Genomic DNA, 15772 nt, shown 5'->3' with positions numbered 1-15772 from the left:
GAACTCCACGTGTCTGCTCGTCGCGGTCTTCCAGAGCGAAGCTCCGCCAGGGTGCGGCCGCGGTGGCACGCTGGCTGACATGCGTCTGCTCTTCTCGACGACCGCGGGCACTGGGCACTTCACGCCGATGGTTCCGCTCGCCCGCGCCTGCGCTGCCGCCGGGCACGAGGTCAGGGTCGCGGCTCCCGAGTCGTTCGCCAACCACGTGACGCGCACCGGGCTGGTTCACGCCCCCTTCGACGACGCCGACCCCCAGGTCATGAGGGCGCTGTTCGCCTCTCTCAGCTCGATGTCGCCCGAGGAGGCCGACGGAGTCGTCATCCGGGAGGTCTTCGGCAGGCTCGACGCGCGGGCGGCGTGGCCGGGGGTGCGCCGGATCGTCGACGAGTGGCGGCCCGACGTGGTGCTGCGCGAACCCTGCGAACTCGGCTCGCTCGCGGCGGCCCTGGCCTCCGGTGTGCCTCACGCCGAGGTGGCGATCGGGATGGGGCGTGTGGCGCAGTGGACGGGAGCCCAGCTCGCAGAGCCGCTCGTCGAGCTCGACGAGCTCGCGGGCCTGTCCGTCGGGGCCTGTGCGCAGGCGATGGCCACCGCGCCGGTCTTCACGTGCGTCCCCGCCTCGCTCGACGGCATACCCGACGGGGCCTTTCTCGGTGGCGGAACTGCGAGCGCCACTGTGCCACAAGCGGATCCAGCGATCATGCGGTTCCGTGACGGGAACGCCTCCCGCCGAGGCGGCTCCCTACCGGGGGAGTGGGGTGACCCGTCGCACCCCCTGGTCTACGTCACGTTCGGGTCGGTCACGGCCGGGTTCGACGGCCTCGCAGCCGTGTTCAGGAGCTCACTCGAGGCGCTCGCCGGCTCGCCGGTGAGGGTGCTGCTCACGACGGGCCACGCCGGCGATCCCGAGGCGCTGCGGCCCTGGCCGGCCAACGCCCGGGTCGAGACGTGGTGGCCCCAGGACGACGTCATGCCGCTCGCCGCGACGATGGTCGGCCACGGCGGCTTCGGCACGACGATGTCGGCGATCGCCGCTGGGGTGCCGCAGGTCGTGATCCCGCTCTTCGCGGGCGACCAGCAGGTCAACGCGGCGCAGGTGGAGGCGGCGGGCGCCGGCATCCGGCTGGACGGGAGGACGGAGGCCCCGGCCCGGCTGGCGTCGGCGGTCGGTCGAGTGCTCGCCGACGACAGTCTGCGGGCGGGTGCCGGGCGGCTTGCCGACGAGGTCGCAGCCCTCCCGGACGTCGCCGAGATGGTTGCTCGCGTCGAGAGTCTCGCGGTCGGCGACCCGGTCTGAGTCGCCTTGCCGCTCAGGGGATGTGGCGCTCGGAGTCGACCCGGTTGCGCATCTCCACGAGGGCCAGGGCGTGGTCACGCAGGGCGACGTCCTCGTCGCTGACCGGGGTCCAGGGCCTCGCGGGCACGGCGTTGCCGTCGCCGTCGAGAGGGACGAAGACGATGAGGGAGTGGGTGGTCAGCGCCAGCTCGCCCGTCGCCGGGTTGCCCGAACGCACGTGCACGCTGATGTGCATGCTGGACGTGCCGGTCAGCAGCAGCCGTGCCTCGACCTCGACGACGTGGCCGATGCGCAGCGGACGGTAGAAACGCACCCCGCCGGCGTAGACGGCGACGTTGGCCGCCGAGCCGGTCCACTGCGTTGCCAGCACGTGGGCGGCCTCGTCGATCCAGCGCATGACGATGCCGCCGTGCACCTTGCCGCCCCAGTTGACGTCGGTCGGGGCAGCCAGGAAGCGCAGCACCGCACGTGGCGCGGTGCCAGCGGCGCTGTAGGTCTGGGCGGCCATGGCGGCGGCGATCTCGTTGCGCAGCCCGATGCGCGTGACCGCGCTCTCCTGCCACTCGCGGTCGTGGTCGTCCTCGGCGACGAGCTGCGGCACCGGGGTGGGCTTGCCGTGCTCGTCGACGGCGACGAAGACCATGATGCAGTCGGTCGTCGGCTGCAGGTCGACGTCCTTCGGGTTGCCCGCCGCGACCGTCACGAGGATGTGCATGCTCGTGGTCCCGGTGTGCACCACCCGCGCCGTGGCCTCGACGAGGTCGCCGACGTCCACCGGTCGCGCGAAGCGCACGTTGCCGACGTATGCCGTGACGCTGTAGGTGCCGCTCCACCCCGCGGCCGCCGCGTAGCCGGCCTTGTCGATCCACTCGAGCACGCGGCCGCCGCCCACGGTGCCCGAGTAGCCGGCGTCGGTGGGGGCGGCGAGGAAGCGCAGCGTGATCTCTCGGGCACGGCGGGGCATGGTGGTCCTCCTCGAGCCGGGTGATGGGGAACGGTGATGAGGAAACACTGGCAGAGCGGGACGCCTGCCTGCGCGCGCGTCCGGTCCCCGAGCCGGTGGGCGCGCGCGGGTCTGCCGCCGTTACAGGCGTGTCGCCGTTGTGAGGGTGGCGGCCGGCACCTCGGGTCCGAGTGGGCTGACCGGGCTGACCGGGCTGACCGGGCTGACCGGGCTGACCGGGCTGACCGGGCCCAGCGCGCCGGTCGCGCCGACCAGGCCGACCTGCACGGGCTCGGCGACCCCGTCGAGCACGAGGTAGCCGCGACCCGGTCGACGCTCGACGGGCAGGTCGAGGCGAGCGCCGACGACGTCGCCGTCGGTGGGGGAGACGGGCTGGAGCAGCAGGGCGCACCCATCCCGAGAGACCTCGGGGACGAGACCCCGGAAGGCCGCGTTGGCCCGGGCGAGGTCTGCGGCGACGGCGATGAACCCGTCCGTGTTCTCGACGAGTCGGGCAGCCTCGAGGAGCGCGGGCTCGACGGCGCTGCCATCGACCGACTCCGCGTCGTCGACCAGGATGCAGAGGTCGGGATCGAGGCGCCGTGCCGCCACCAGCTCCTTGGCGTCCTGCTGCGACAGGTGGGGCAGCCCGCGGCTCAGGGCCCAGGCCGACACGGGGGAGCGGCGTGGGCAGACCGTCAGCACCGACCGCCCGCGGGCGAGCAGCGCCTCGCCGATGGTGACCAACGCGGAGGAGCGCCCGGACCGGCTCGGGCCGGCGACGAGCAAGCGGTCGACCGACCCGAGCGCGATGGGCAGCGGGGCCGACTCGTCGCCGCCCACACCGATGACGAGCTGGTCGGGGCCGCCGCGCAAGGGGGTCGCGTCGACGCGCACGGGAAGGGCAATGATGCGCCACGGGTGAACCGCTGGGGATTCGGCCCGAAGCATCGCGCCGGCGGCCCGCACGACGGCATCGGTCGTCTCCCCGGTCGATGGGCCCGGGCCGGGGTGAGCCAGCTGTACCTCGTGACCCGTGAGCACGTCGACGGCTCTGCCAGCGGGGCGAGCGGCCGCAGCTTGCGCGGGCGCCACTCCGGCCAGCGTGAGGTCGAGTGGGTCGGGCAGGTTGAGGACGAGCCGCCGGGCGAGCACACCCGGTAGGCGACCCGAGACGACGGCCCGCCCACCGGCTACGACGAACTGCATGCCGGCCGAGGGGCCGTCGCGCAACAGCCGGTGGAGGACATCGACGGTGGCGCCGTGGTCGATGACCGAGAGGGCCTCCTCGAGGGATTCCCAGCCGTCGACGAGCACGACCGTGTGGCGAGGCCCTGCCTCGTCGCCGTCGACGAGCCGGCCGAGGCGGGCGATGAGCCGACGGCAGAGCGCCGGGTCGGTCGCATCGGTGACCGTGCCCACGTGGGGGAGGCGACGCAGCGCTGAGCACGGGCCGACCACGCCCTGGAGCACATGGATGTGGGCGTCCGCCGGCGAAATGCGCTGTGCGAGACCGAGGGCCAGGGTGACGAGCATCGTCGACCTCCCGCTACGGGGGCCACCCGCGAGGCCCAGGTGCTGGCCGTCCCCCAGTCGCCAGACGTAGGGCTCGCGGCGCTGGCAGACCGGCAGGTCGACGACACCGATCGGCACGACGGTCGGGCCGAGTGGATCGCCGCTKCCCGCATCGTCGCCGAGCTCGGCGACGGGCAGCGTCAGCGGGAGCGGGGGCAGCCACGGCGCAGGTGGCGGCGTGATGCCGAGGCTGCGCGCCGCCGCCACCGCGGCATCGACGACCGCCTCGAGCTCGGACGCGGCGGCGCTGCCCGGCCCGTCACCGAGGGAGGGAAAGCACGCCTCGGCGAGCAGGTCGCGAGGGACCGCACGCGTGCGCTCTGGTGACGTGTTCGGGTCACGGAGCCGCCGACCGAGGTGCGCAGCCTGCACCGCGGTCAGCGCGTGGTCGCCGGCCCTGACGCAGGCCCGCCCGGGGGCGCGCGGGTCGAGACCGGCTGCGTCGGGGCTGTCGATGACATCGGTGCTGTCACTGCGGTCGCGCACCCGGAGGGCGACACGCAACGAGATGTTGGCCCGCATGTCGGCGGAGACGATGCCGGCCGGGCGCTGGGTCGCGAGGACCAGGTGCAGCCCCAGCGACCGCCCCAGTGCCGCCACTCGCACGAGGCCGCTGACGAAGTCGGGGAACTCGTCGGCGAGCGCCTTGAACTCGTCGACCACGATGACCAGGCGCCCCAGCGAAGGTAGCTGCCCGCGTACCGAAGCGGTTCGACGATAGCTGTCGAGGTCTTTCGCACCGGCCTCGGCGAGGAGGCGCTCGCGGCGCTTCATCTCGGCGTCGAGGGAGGTGAGGGCCCGGGCGGTGAGGACGGCGTCGAGATCCGTCACCAGACCGACGGTGTGCGGGAGGCGCGCGCAGTCGCTGAACGCGGACCCGCCCTTGTAGTCGACGAGCACGAAGGTGAGGTCGTCAGGCCTGTTCGTCACCGCCAGACCGGTGACGAGCGCCTGGAGCAGCTCGGACTTGCCCGATCCCGTGGTGCCGCCGACGAGCACGTGGGGCCCTTCGGCGGCGAGGTCGATGCGGAACGGACCTTGCGGTGCGCGACCCACGAGAGCGACCGGACGCCGTCGCCCGCCGGCCCAGGAGGCGGCCAGTCCCGCGGGGCTCACGGCGTCGACTCCAGCTTCGCGGTGGAGCTCGACGAACGACACCTCGCGTGGCAGTGCGGCCACCCCGGCATCGGGGGTCGCGTCGACGAGTGGCGCCATGGCGCGGCTCACCGCCTCGAGCCAGCCGAGGGACGGCAGGTCGGGGACGACACCGTCGAGGCTTCCGGAGTCGCCGCGGACGGTGGCACGAAGCCCCGTCGGGTCGATCTCGACCGTGGCCCGCGACTCCGTCGGCAGGGAGGTCGGGTCGTCGTCGAGGCAGATGAAGGCAAGCCCGCAGCCCGGCCCCTCAGCCAGAAGGTCCGAGACGCCCGGCTCGGACCGTAGCGCGCTCGCACCGTCGAGCACGACCACGATGTCGGCCGGGCGGGCGTCGGTGGGCCGCTGTCCGTCGCGAGCCGCTCGACGGCTCTCGACAATGAGCCGAAGAGCCTCCACGTGTTGCGTCACCGCGCGAGCGCCGCCGATGATCCGTGGCGCCGCCTCGTCGGCGTCGGCAACATGCGGCAGCTGGGCAGCCCACTCCCAGTCGCGAGCCGCTTGCGGTGACGCGGCCAGCACGTGCAGGCCGAGCCGTCGCGGCGTGTGCCAGGCAGCGAGCTGCACGGCCAGGCCCCCGACCAGGGCCAAGGCGTGCTCGCGGGGTCCAGCGATGCCCAGCACCCCGGACCGGCCGAGGTCGACGAGGGCCGGGACGTCCTCCACCTCCGGAAGGGCGTCCACGACCTCCCCCTCGAGCTCGACCCGCGCAGGCTGTCTGGCCGACCCGAGACGCAGCACGAGGTGGTCGGGGTCGCCGGGGCGCCGCTCCCAGAGGCGCGTGGCACGCCTGCGCACGGACGCCTCGACGTGACCGAGGTCGGGATGCTCCCGGCGCCGTCGCAGCACGTCCTCGGCCGCCGCCTCGTCGAGGGCGCCCCGGGCGCGCTCGAGCGCGGCCACGTGCTCGCGGACCTGGCGACGGTATGAGGTGCGCCCGGCCCGCCGGTCGCTCCACCACTGGCCGAGCAGCAGCACCGGCGACATGAGGGCGAAGAGGAGCAGTGCAGGGGAGGAGAGGGCCAGCGCCAGTACTGCTGAGAGCGCGAGGGGTGCGAACGAGGCGAGGAGTGGCAGCCGTCCGTGGTCGGGCCGGGTGGGCGCCGCGGGAAACGTGACCTTTGCGGGAGGCCGCGTGTCGACGAAACGGGGCTGGCGGTGGATCCGCACCTGGCCTCCGGTCAGCTCGTGGTGACCGGCGCGGACGTCGACGGGTCCCTGCCTTAGCGTGGTCGAGCCCAGGCGAAGGTGCTGGCCCGCTCCGAGAGCGGCGCCCTCGGGCGGGAGCACGACCCCATCGAGTCGGGACGGGTTCGTCGTGCCGAGGTCGCGCACAAGGATGCCGTCGGCTCGCACCTCGACGACGGCGTGGGCTCGCGAGATGCCGGGGTCGTCCAGGCGGACGTGTGCCGAGGCGGCTCGTCCGAGCACGTGCTCGCCTCGGCCAAGGCGGATGAGCCGGCCGGCGCCGTTGCCCCCGACGACCCGCAGCTCGACCGCGCGGCTCTCCTGCCTCGGGTTCGGGCCCGTTCCCTTCCTGCTGACGGTGATCAGTGCTCCGCGGACCAGCGGGAGGTCTCCGACCCGGTCGTGGTCGGAGACGGCGACCCCGTCGACGCTGAATGCCCCTTGCTCGCATGCGGGCGCGCAGCCGGCGGCAGCGAGGAGCGGACCGCGCACCTCGGCGAACGGGGTGCCCTCGGCAGCCTCGATCGTGACGTGGCGTGGCGCCGGGTCCAGGTACTCGGGGTCGATGACGGTCACCGTCAGGTGCACGGGTGCCTCCTCGTGTCGGCACCCATGACACCGCTTCTGCGGCTGGTGCCCGCTCTCTCATGCACAGCTGTGGACGACGCCGGCCACGCATCAAGGCGAGGGGCTAGGTTGCCGGGCCTGGCCGAGGGTCCGGTTGCCAGACTTGGCCGGGCTGGCCCCGCCTGTGGATGACCGGAGCGGCCGTCCGCCCGGGTCGCCTAGCTTGGACGCGCCAGATCCGGAGAGTCCGGGCAGGATGGCCGCGAAGCAACTCACAGGGTTTCAGGGGAACGCATGTCGACACACGAAGCGGTGCGCCACGTCGAGGGCGAGGTCCGCGAGCTCATCCGCCGCTCGGGGCTCGACCCCGCGAGCGACGCCAAGGCCGTACGCCGTCTGGTGCAGGACGCCGTCCAGGACTACGACGAGCGCTCGCTCCACGGCGGCCTGCCCTCCCTCGGGGACCAGCGCCTCGCGGTGCACTCCATCCTCGCGGTCGTCGCGGGCTACGGCCCGCTCCAGCAGTACTTCGACGACCCGACGGTCGAGGAGATCTGGATCAACGAGCCGAGCATGATTGCATAGACCCCTCTTCCCGTGCACCGTCCCGCCAAGATCTGGGCGCGAAACGGAGCAGGTCGCCGATCGCGAGAGGTGGAGGTTGGGTCAGTCCGCCCGTGTCGGCCTCGCTGTCCTTGGCCACGCCGCGAGCGCGGTTTTCGGGACGAATCCAAGGGGTGGGGCGAGTGAGCAGAACGACTTAGCTGCCCTTAAGGGCCATGATTGAGTTGATCGGGGTGGGGTCGACACGCCGTTCCAAGGCCGCGTAGTAGGAAACCCAATCTCCTACCGCAACAAGGTTGAAGGCGCGCATGCTCCGAGTCGAGCCTTGCCCCTCCACGACGCTGACTCTTGGTGTTAGTCCACGTACGATGCCCAGTGTGGCCGCGATCGTCTTCACTACATCCGGACCATCTGACGGATCGGTCAACGTAACCATGGCGAATGGCAGGCCCTCAGAGCCTTCCCAGCCCACAATTTCATTGTGAGCCAGTTCAGGAAACGCATGGCTAAAAGCGTGGATCTTCGCATTCTCGTTGAACTGAGTCTTCCAACGATAAGCAACAGCAGCTAGAGGCCCTGCCCCCGCAACCAGCGGAATCGATTCAGCTAGCGACCTGCCCAACTTCTCCGCAGCGCTTATGTCGCAGAGTTCGGCGCCCCGTGCGCACTCCTCGACGATCGCGGGGTCGGCGAGACCCCGGGCCGCAAAGGCGCCGGCCGTGGCTCCAAACAAATAGCCTAGAGCAGCGCGGGGCATCATCCCGCCGGGAACCAACGCGCACGCCAGCCCACGATCCTGGGCGAAGTCGGCCAACTTGCCACCGGACGTCACAACGAGGACGGAGGCTCCCTGCCTCACGGCTTGGTGAGCGCACTCCAAAGTTTCGACGGTCTCCCCTGAGTAACTCACACACACAACCAGCGTTCCGCTCTTGGCCCACCGTGGAATGCTGTAACCGCGAACGCGGGTGATGGGCACGTCACAGTCGTTGGCCACGATGGCTCTTAGGAGCTCGCCACCCATAGCCGAGCCCCCCATGCCGGCAATGACAATTCCGGAGGGCTTCGCCAGTCGGCTTCCTGCCTGTGCACCGATGTCTTGACCCAAGCGCAACTGTCGGGGCAGTGCTGATATGGCGCCGGCCATATCTGAGGGGTCGGCTTCGGGAGACGCCGGAGGCCGTGATGGCGCCCAGAGGCCATCGCTCATTGCTTGCTTAGGACCATGTGGCACTGACGGCACCCTGCTCTCGATCGCGGACTCGCCAGAGGCTAGCGCACGTCTAGGTTGGCGGGGACCTTGGTCGCACTCCACCCGGGGGCGATCGCCAACGAGAGGTGGCGAGGTGCCTGGCGTAGGTACGGCCTCCGCCGAAGCGTGGAGTCCGAGGGCCTGAGCTTAGGCGCAGCAAGGGGCGGTGCAAGCACGGAGAGCGTCAGGGGCTCGGGCCGCGAGTCGACTGGCGTCGTCGCTCCGGGCAAACCTCCTGCAGGCATCCCACGATGCGGTCGCAGACCCGCGCACACACGCCGCGCGGGTGTCGACTGGCGATCTCGCACGATACGAATCGCCACAAACCGGACTGAGCGCGGTTGGTTCCCGGTGGGCGGGCTACGGGGTCAAATCGAATCGCACAGGAGTCTTCACGCAGAGCCGCCTTCGACATAGTCAATCGGTCCGGCGGCCTACCCGGTCTTCCGAGCTTCCCATGAGGGCACGAAGGTCTGGTGCTCCGGAAACCTCCGCGTCCATCTAGGCCAGGTCGCTGCAGATCCACGGCCGCGTGTTTGCCCAGAGCGGTGGGCTGCGCCAAGTAGTGTTCCACCAACGACGGGGGACCCATCGAGGGCCGTCCATGGGATCGGAGGGCCTCAATGCCAGCGTTGGAGGGAAGGACGATCGTCATTACGGGAGCTATGGGGGGGATCGGAACCGCGATTGCGGAGCGATGCTCGCAGGAGGGGGCAGACGTTGTTGGATGCGGGCCCCGGATGAAAGTCGCAGGGTCGACGGAATACGAGCTACGCCAAGTGGACGTGACAGACCTCAGTGCCCTCGAAGGATTGGCTGCGTCGATCTTCGCGGAGTCGCGGGCTCGAGTGTCCCTGGTCAACTGCGCAGGAGTGGTAGATGCAGATACCGCCGCAGAGGATGTGACCGACGCCGCATGGGAGCGGGTCATGGCAGTAAATTTAACTGGGGCATTTCGTGCCTGCCGCGTCTTTGGGCGATACATGCTCGACCGAGGCGAGGGCGATATCGTGAACATCACGTCAATGTCGGGAAACCACGTCGTCAACGTCCCCCAGCGACAGATTGCCTACAACGTCTCCAAGGCCGCGATGGGGGCCATGACGAAAACCCTGGCGACGGAATGGGGCCCGCGAGGAGTGCGTGTTAATAGCGTTGCGCCAGGATACATCAGCACGCCGATGACCAGAGCCCGCGCAGATCTTTTGAGTACTTGGGCCGCTCTTACACCTCTCGGCCGCATGGGAGAACCAAAAGAGGTGGCGGCCGCAGTGTCATTCCTGCTCAGCGAAGAGTCCGGCTACTTCGTCGGCGCAGAACTCCTAATGGACGGCGGATACAGTCTTACGTGAGTGAGGGTCGGACTCTGACGGGGTATCCAACACCGTCCCGCGTCGAGCACGCCTCTTGGTTCGTTATTTAGAAACGTTGGTAGACGATGTCATTGATCAAGCGCGGCCTATTTGTCGGATCGGATGAGGTCCACCCTCTCCTCCGAGACGTTGGGCTACAGGATGTCATCCCTCATCTGGACGAGGTGCAACTGTTTCTGAGATTTGAGATGAGTCGTCTGGGACTAGCCCAACCTCACGGTCTATGTGTCACGGCGACGCGTATGTTGAAGAACTCTTTGATGGGTGGGGAGCACGTTCCAGCAATCGTCGAGGGTGAGGTCCGGTTAGGGCCGGGCGACTACATCGAACACCGAATTTCGCTTTTTCGCCAAGAGGACTTTTGGCTCGCTCTCGATCTTACTGCATCCCAATTCGGACGCTTCGCGGGCACTGATCTGGTCGCCATCGTGAGCGGCCCCAGCAACGGCGAGATCTTGCAGCAGCTTCGGGCCGAATTCGATTGGGTTTAGCACTATGAGCGACCTAGCGTCAGTCGCGTCTTTGAGTGCTCAGCGGCCTCGAGTGGTGCTGTTTGATCTTGATCGCACCTTGGTGGACTTGTTTCCCGATAGGCAAACTCCGCTAGCGATGCGGCACACGGTCCTGCGCATACTTGAAGAACGAGGTGTCGGCCAAGAGGATCTCCAACCCTTTTTCCCCATCCAAGATGGATACACGCTTTGGATGAAACTCGCATCTGCGTGGCAGGCATCGCCGCTTTCTAGCACCTTGTCTGACTTGGACCAAGTTTTCCTCGAAGCAGAAATAAACGCAGTCGGACGCTCGGAGCTGAAAGCTGGAGCCAGGGAAATTCTTTCTGCTTTGACAGCCTTGTCCGTGCCGACTGGGGTTGTGACGTCGAACCATCCGATCCCGGCCTCGAAGGCGTTGGAAATGCATGGTCTTCTGAGCAATGTTGACGTCATCATCGGCCGATCTGTTCCCATCGAAACCGAACGCATGAAGCCATCACCGTGTCCCATAGTGGCTGCTCTGAAAGCGCTCCATGTAGACGCCTCAAGTTGGGGTTTCGTGGTCGGTGACTCAGTCGATGACATGACTGCCGGGACGCGAGCAGGTCTGACTCCTATCGGAGTTGAGACTGGCGACTTCGGTTCTAATGAGTTAAGGGCGAGCGGTGCGTTGCATACGGTTGTGAACCTTAATGACTTGAAAGGTATCCTCTTACGGCAAGGAAAGCGGTTCGAGTGAGCGAGATCATGTTCTTTCTTGCAGGCGTTGTCGTGTCCTACATTCTGAGCGAGCCAGGTCAGGACCGAATAGAGCGCTGGCGTCGACGCGTCACCTGGAGGGCATTTGGCACGACGGTGCGCCGTAGTGTCACAAAGTTGGCTGCCAAGGATGTTAAGCCTGATGTGATTATTGGAGTGAACTCCGGCATCGTGCCCGCATCGATAATGGCCCTGAATTTGCGCGTTAACGAACTCCGGTTCTTGGCTGCTCTGCCATCATATGTTGACGGAAAGCGTGTTCAAGACAAATTCGATGCGACCGGGTGGGACCTCGCGGGTAAGCGCATATTGGTGGTTGATGATCAGTCGTATACGGGAAAAAGTCTTGAGGCATGCGTGGATCATCTGGTTGCCCTGGGAATCCCGCGCGCGGACATAGATACGCATGTTCTGTATCAGCATCGAAGTGGAGCTGGGAGGTCGCCAGTGGACGTTGAGCCGATTCATTACGTGGCCGGCGGAGTCAAAGTGATGCCTTGGGTCATCCTTGAGAGCATGCGCGGCTTCTGGAGCGCTAGGGAGTCACGTGCGCGGCGCGGCTCCGACTAGCTCACCAGTTGGTTCACAACGGATGAGCACCATGATCTCCCTGCCGCAAACCGTCCACTTCGGTGCAAACCGGATCTCCTTTCCGGTTACCACGGGGCGCGGGCTCTTCCTTGGCCGGGACTCCCCGTCCAGGACCGATCTCTTTGGTAATCGCCGTTTGCGGATCATTGTTGACCGTCAAGCGGCTGTGAGCCATCCCAAGAAGATGCAGTCATTGCGGGGTCTTCTCGAGGACGATAGGGATCTATTGGTTCTAGGGGGTGGAGAACGAGCAAAGTCGTTGGGGACGTTGTCTCGAATCCTCCGCTGGTTGGATTCTCGAAAGGTTGGCCGTCGATCCGAGTGTCTTGTCATTGTGGGCGGGGGAGCGGTCTCAGATGTGGCGTCATTGGCGGCCTCTATGTACAGGAGAGGTATCTCCTTCGCGCGCATTCCCACAACGCCCTTAGCAATGGTGGATGCTGGCGTGGGTCTCAAGTCAGCCATCAACCTCGACGGAAGGAAGAATTTGGTCGGCGCCTTTAGTCCTCCCGTATCGGTTTACTCTGACGTGGACTGGCTCGCCTCGGTACCGCGTCGGCACCTTGTCGCGGGAATGGCCGAGATTCTCAAGATTGGGCTTGCCCTGGACTCAAAAGTTTATGGCGCCTTGGTGGAGCGCGGGCCAGCCATCCTCGCCAAGAAGTTCCAGGATCCCGGGGGCATCCACTTGCTCGCGCGGTCCGCCCGAGCAATGGTGAGTCATCTGGAGCAGGACCCGTTCGAATTGCTGGGACCCAGCCCTACAGACCTCGGACATACCCTTAGCCGGTATCTTGAACAGGTTGTCAGGCCCCGCCTTACGCATGGCGAGGCGGTGGCCATCGAGATCGCTTGGTGCGTACGTTACGCCCGCCGTGTCGGCGTGCTGGGGGCGTCTCGGCACGACGAAATATTGGCGTTGATGACGAGACTCGGGCTACTGGCGAGATCGCCGGTCATCGACCTGTCGCTGCTAAGACGCGCCGCGGATGACATTCAACGCCATCGAGACGGTGCAAGGCTTATTTTTGTCCCCTGCGACGAAGGGGTAACTGCTGTGCCACTCGAGATCGGGGTAGACATTGAGCGGCTCCCGGGCCCGTAGTTGCGGGTATCTGGAGGCGGTAGTTGGGAGCGGCAGGGGTGAATCCTTCTTGGCTAGTGGCCATCGCGGCTGCACGCAAAACCGTGACAGTCGGCCCAGCAGAAATCACGACGGGCGCGGTACCCGGTGTTGAGCTTATGTCGCCACAGAACGCGTCGGATCGCACGGGGATAGCCATGAAAGAGCCTGCGCGTCAACGGAGTTGGCGCACCACTGGACCTCGACTGTACGGGCATCTGGCGTCCAGATTCGTACAGCACGCGGCGCCCCAGCCGGCGAGATGGATGTGAAGTCCGAGCCTCCGGGAGGCGGCCCCAATACTCCTGCATCCACTCTCGACCGCCCGATGTTCCACGACGAGCGCTAGGAGACGTCACTGAACATGCTTAGACCGCAAGCGGCGGCCCATGTAATCCTCGTATGTGGGGTTCTGACGGCATGCACGGGTGGGGACGCCCCGGCCCCGGCACCAGCAACTCGGTCGGAAGTGGTGACCACGACACCACCGACTCCTGCAACGGAGTCCAACGATGTGGCGAACGCGCTTTCTGCCCTAGCAACCAGCCCCGAAACGCTTATCGCCTCGGGCGCCGGCATCACTGCGAAGCAGGCACGCCAAGTCTTTCCAGGGGCGACCCGCGTTGTGGCCCATCCGCAGTCCTGGGCGCCGGACGGGACCGGATCCGGGGGGGTTATTCAGGTGACCGTGACACCACCGGGACGTGGACCCAGGAGTTATCTCGCCATCATGGTAAAGGAGTCGGGATTATGGCGGGTCATGGCAACGGTGCCGGTCGCAGAGCCCTCGGCCGCTGGAAACACTCCATGAAGGCGATCAAGCTAAGTGGGGGCGCCATGGTGGCCGTCATGATCGCGGCTCTGGCTGTTGTAGCACCCACGGGCCCAAGTGCGGCTGCGTCCGGGCCCGCCTTGTGGGATTGCTCTAGCGCTCGCCTCGGTCTTGAGAAGGATCGCGTGGAGTGGGCACCAGTTGCCTCGACGGAACGCGCACCCAACGGCGGTCCAGTACTTCGGAAACCGGCTCGAGGACTGTGGGTGCCGGTCATCCTGGTGCATGGGTGGACGAGCAGATCCACCCACCCTAACGCTGACGGCACCAATGGCACCGAAGGAGCCTTCTCACACCTCATCGACTTGACGGCGAACCGGCTGGGGATGGCCACCGTTCCCCGGTCCCTCATCGGCCAACTGCAAGACATTCCCGGAGCCGCGGTCTTTACCTTCGACTATCACTCCTACTCCGGCCGGTGGGTCACAGACCCGCACATCGGTCCAGCTCTGGGCAAGGTGATCGACTGTCTCGCGGCGGCCTCGGGTCAGAAAGTCATACTTGTCGGACACTCCATGGGAGGTCTCGCCGCACGATATGCCGCAGCGATGCCAGACCGGAGCAGGTCCATCAGCAGGATCATCACACTTGGCACTCCGAACACCGGCTCTCTGGCAGCCGGGCTCGCAGCTGCTGGGATCGATACCTCGTCGGCGCTGTCGAAACCGACAGCCATCTTGCGTCTCCTGCTGTCGGCCTGCGGCCAAGTGACCACCAACTCGATGGAGGCTGGGGGCTTCTGCGCGACGCTGCCGACGTTCGCGGCGGCCTTCTACGGTTCGGCCGGTGGGGCACTTCGGGCAGGGTCCGCACAACTCGGCGCCCTCAAAGCAGTGCCGCAAGGAATCCCGGTCCATGCCTTGGCTGGCGACGTCACGTTCATGGCGCCCATCGGCTGGTTCGGCCTGTCGACGACTCCCGTGCCTGTAGGCGACGTAATAGTTACGCGGGACTCAGCCGTGTTCGGCTCCCAAACCTCAAAGATGGTGACCTGCAAGTACCAGCTGAGCGCGGTGCGCGGGGTAGGAGACACAGTTGGCATGTGGGTCCGTTTGACCGCCAAGAACGACGTAGCGCAACAACCACTCGCGTCTTTCACGGGTGCCTGCTTCCACACAAGTCTCATGCGCAGCATCGAGCTCACGAACGAGGTCGTAGGCCTCGTCGACGACGACATCAACCCCACCCTGACGACCGCTCAATTGCTTGACTCCTCAATACCTCCGGGCGCCTGCGGCACCCAAGGAGACTTTGGCTGGTACAACAAGCGGCCGATCCGGTTGGTGAAGGGGACCGGGATCGAACGTAATCAAGATGGTTCATTCGCAGGCTCGAGTGTCATCGAAAGCTCTGTCGTTGGGCGAGCCGACTTCAACGGCGACGGTGCAGCGGACGTGGTGCTGCGCATGGTCTGCTCGGGCAGCGCACCCGAGTCGTGCTGCGCCGGACGATCATCGGCGCTCACCTTCGTCGGAGTGTTCGAGACTCAACGGGGCGGCGCTCTGAAACGCATTGCGCCCATGATCTTCGGCGGCGCTTCCCTGCCCGGGGACCAGTACGGACCTGCGCAGCGAGGCATTTCCGATGTGAGGCTGCGAGGCAACACGATTGTCACGACCGAGTACATCATTTACAACGAGCAGTACACGCCGGAGCAAGTGGGCGGCGATCCGTACGCCAAGGTGACCGTCACTTACGCCCTAAAAGGCGGCAGATGGACGAATCCGTAGCGAGTCGGCGGGAACCCTTGATCTCAGGCACCTGCGTGGTGTCCTCCGGCTCCGAGTTTGCCCGCTAACACCCGCAGTTCGGAGGCCCCGGCCAGCAGCAGGCCTGCCATGGCGGGCAGGTAGACCCGCTGCATCTCGGTCGCGCGGTCTAGGTGCACTCTGAAGAAGGAGGGGTCGAGCTTGCCTTCTTGAGCGGCAGTACAGCCTCGACGTCTTCGCGAGTGATGACGTCGTTCTATGCCACACCCCACACGGTGTACCACAACTCACAGAGGAAATACGGGTATCGCCCGGTCATGCCGCGGCGCGAGTGAGGGCATCGGGCTCAA

General features: G+C 66.8%; 10 protein-coding genes. 7 read left to right on the top strand and 3 right to left on the bottom strand.

The features are described 5' to 3' along the window. Positions 1-79: 79 nt before the first annotated feature. Positions 80-1297, top strand: a complete 1218-nt coding sequence (locus AC1DE0_RS16130) for a glycosyltransferase (protein ID WP_478102368.1) — start codon at positions 80-82, stop codon at positions 1295-1297. A 13-nt stretch (positions 1298-1310) separates the two neighbouring features. Here the strand turns inward: AC1DE0_RS16130 and AC1DE0_RS16125 are convergent, their stop codons facing one another. Then, positions 1311-2261 carry an acyl-CoA thioesterase gene (locus AC1DE0_RS16125; protein ID WP_478102366.1) on the bottom strand — a complete coding sequence of 317 codons (951 nt, stop codon included), beginning with the start codon at positions 2259-2261 and terminating at the stop codon, positions 1311-1313. A gap of 120 nt (positions 2262-2381) precedes the next feature. Then, entirely contained in the window at positions 2382-6746 is a 4365-nt protein-coding gene (locus AC1DE0_RS16120; RefSeq protein ID WP_478102364.1) for an FtsK/SpoIIIE domain-containing protein, read from the bottom strand. A 273-nt stretch (positions 6747-7019) separates the two neighbouring features. Between AC1DE0_RS16120 and AC1DE0_RS16115 the strand changes: the two genes are divergently transcribed. Then, positions 7020-7310: a hypothetical protein gene (locus AC1DE0_RS16115; protein WP_478102360.1), complete on the top strand. Its 291-nt coding sequence runs from the start codon at positions 7020-7022 to the stop codon at positions 7308-7310. 175 nt (positions 7311-7485) lie between these two features. Here AC1DE0_RS16115 and AC1DE0_RS16110 read toward each other — a convergent pair whose 3' ends face one another. Then, entirely contained in the window at positions 7486-8436 is a 951-nt protein-coding gene (locus AC1DE0_RS16110; protein ID WP_478102358.1) for a bifunctional phosphoglucose/phosphomannose isomerase, read from the bottom strand. Between the two features lie 728 nt (positions 8437-9164). Here AC1DE0_RS16110 and AC1DE0_RS16105 point away from each other — a divergent pair. From AC1DE0_RS16105 to AC1DE0_RS16085, 5 genes are all read left to right on the top strand, one after another. Continuing rightward, entirely contained in the window at positions 9165-9893 is a 729-nt protein-coding gene (locus tag AC1DE0_RS16105) for an SDR family NAD(P)-dependent oxidoreductase (RefSeq protein ID WP_478102355.1), read from the top strand. A gap of 516 nt (positions 9894-10409) precedes the next feature. Further along, positions 10410-11147 carry an HAD family hydrolase gene (locus AC1DE0_RS16100; protein ID WP_478102353.1) on the top strand — a complete coding sequence of 246 codons (738 nt, stop codon included), beginning with the start codon at positions 10410-10412 and terminating at the stop codon, positions 11145-11147. Continuing rightward, the gene (locus AC1DE0_RS16095; protein ID WP_478102351.1) at positions 11144-11737 is read left to right on the top strand and encodes a phosphoribosyltransferase; all 594 of its coding nucleotides are present in this window, start codon (positions 11144-11146) and stop codon (positions 11735-11737) included. Before AC1DE0_RS16100 ends, AC1DE0_RS16095 begins: the two co-directional genes overlap by 4 nt. 22 nt (positions 11738-11759) lie before the next feature. Next, entirely contained in the window at positions 11760-12863 is a 1104-nt protein-coding gene (locus tag AC1DE0_RS16090) for a 3-dehydroquinate synthase family protein (RefSeq protein WP_478102349.1), read from the top strand. Positions 12864-13919: 1056 nt separating this feature from the next. After that, positions 13920-15443 carry an esterase/lipase family protein gene (locus AC1DE0_RS16085; protein ID WP_478102347.1) on the top strand — a complete coding sequence of 508 codons (1524 nt, stop codon included), beginning with the start codon at positions 13920-13922 and terminating at the stop codon, positions 15441-15443. Positions 15444-15772 lie beyond the last annotated feature (329 nt).

This window comes from Terrabacter sp. 05T424, assembly GCF_056396225.1.
Note: the sequence above shows the minus strand (reverse complement) of the source record. Positions and strands in the feature narration are given on the sequence as shown.

Excerpts from the sequence above, each read along its gene's own strand:
- AC1DE0_RS16100 (WP_478102353.1), top strand. The coding sequence starts at position 10,410 with ATGAGCGACCTAGCGTCAGTCGCGTCTTTGAGTGCTCAGCGGCCTCGA.
- AC1DE0_RS16130 (WP_478102368.1), top strand. The coding sequence starts at position 80 with ATGCGTCTGCTCTTCTCGACGACCGCGGGCACTGGGCACTTCACGCCG.
- AC1DE0_RS16105 (WP_478102355.1), top strand. The coding sequence starts at position 9,165 with ATGCCAGCGTTGGAGGGAAGGACGATCGTCATTACGGGAGCTATGGGG.
- AC1DE0_RS16125 (WP_478102366.1), bottom strand. The coding sequence starts at position 2,261 with ATGCCCCGCCGTGCCCGAGAGATCACGCTGCGCTTCCTCGCCGCCCCC.
- AC1DE0_RS16090 (WP_478102349.1), top strand. The coding sequence starts at position 11,760 with ATGAGCACCATGATCTCCCTGCCGCAAACCGTCCACTTCGGTGCAAAC.
- AC1DE0_RS16115 (WP_478102360.1), top strand. The coding sequence starts at position 7,020 with ATGTCGACACACGAAGCGGTGCGCCACGTCGAGGGCGAGGTCCGCGAG.
- AC1DE0_RS16110 (WP_478102358.1), bottom strand. The coding sequence starts at position 8,436 with ATGGCCGGCGCCATATCAGCACTGCCCCGACAGTTGCGCTTGGGTCAA.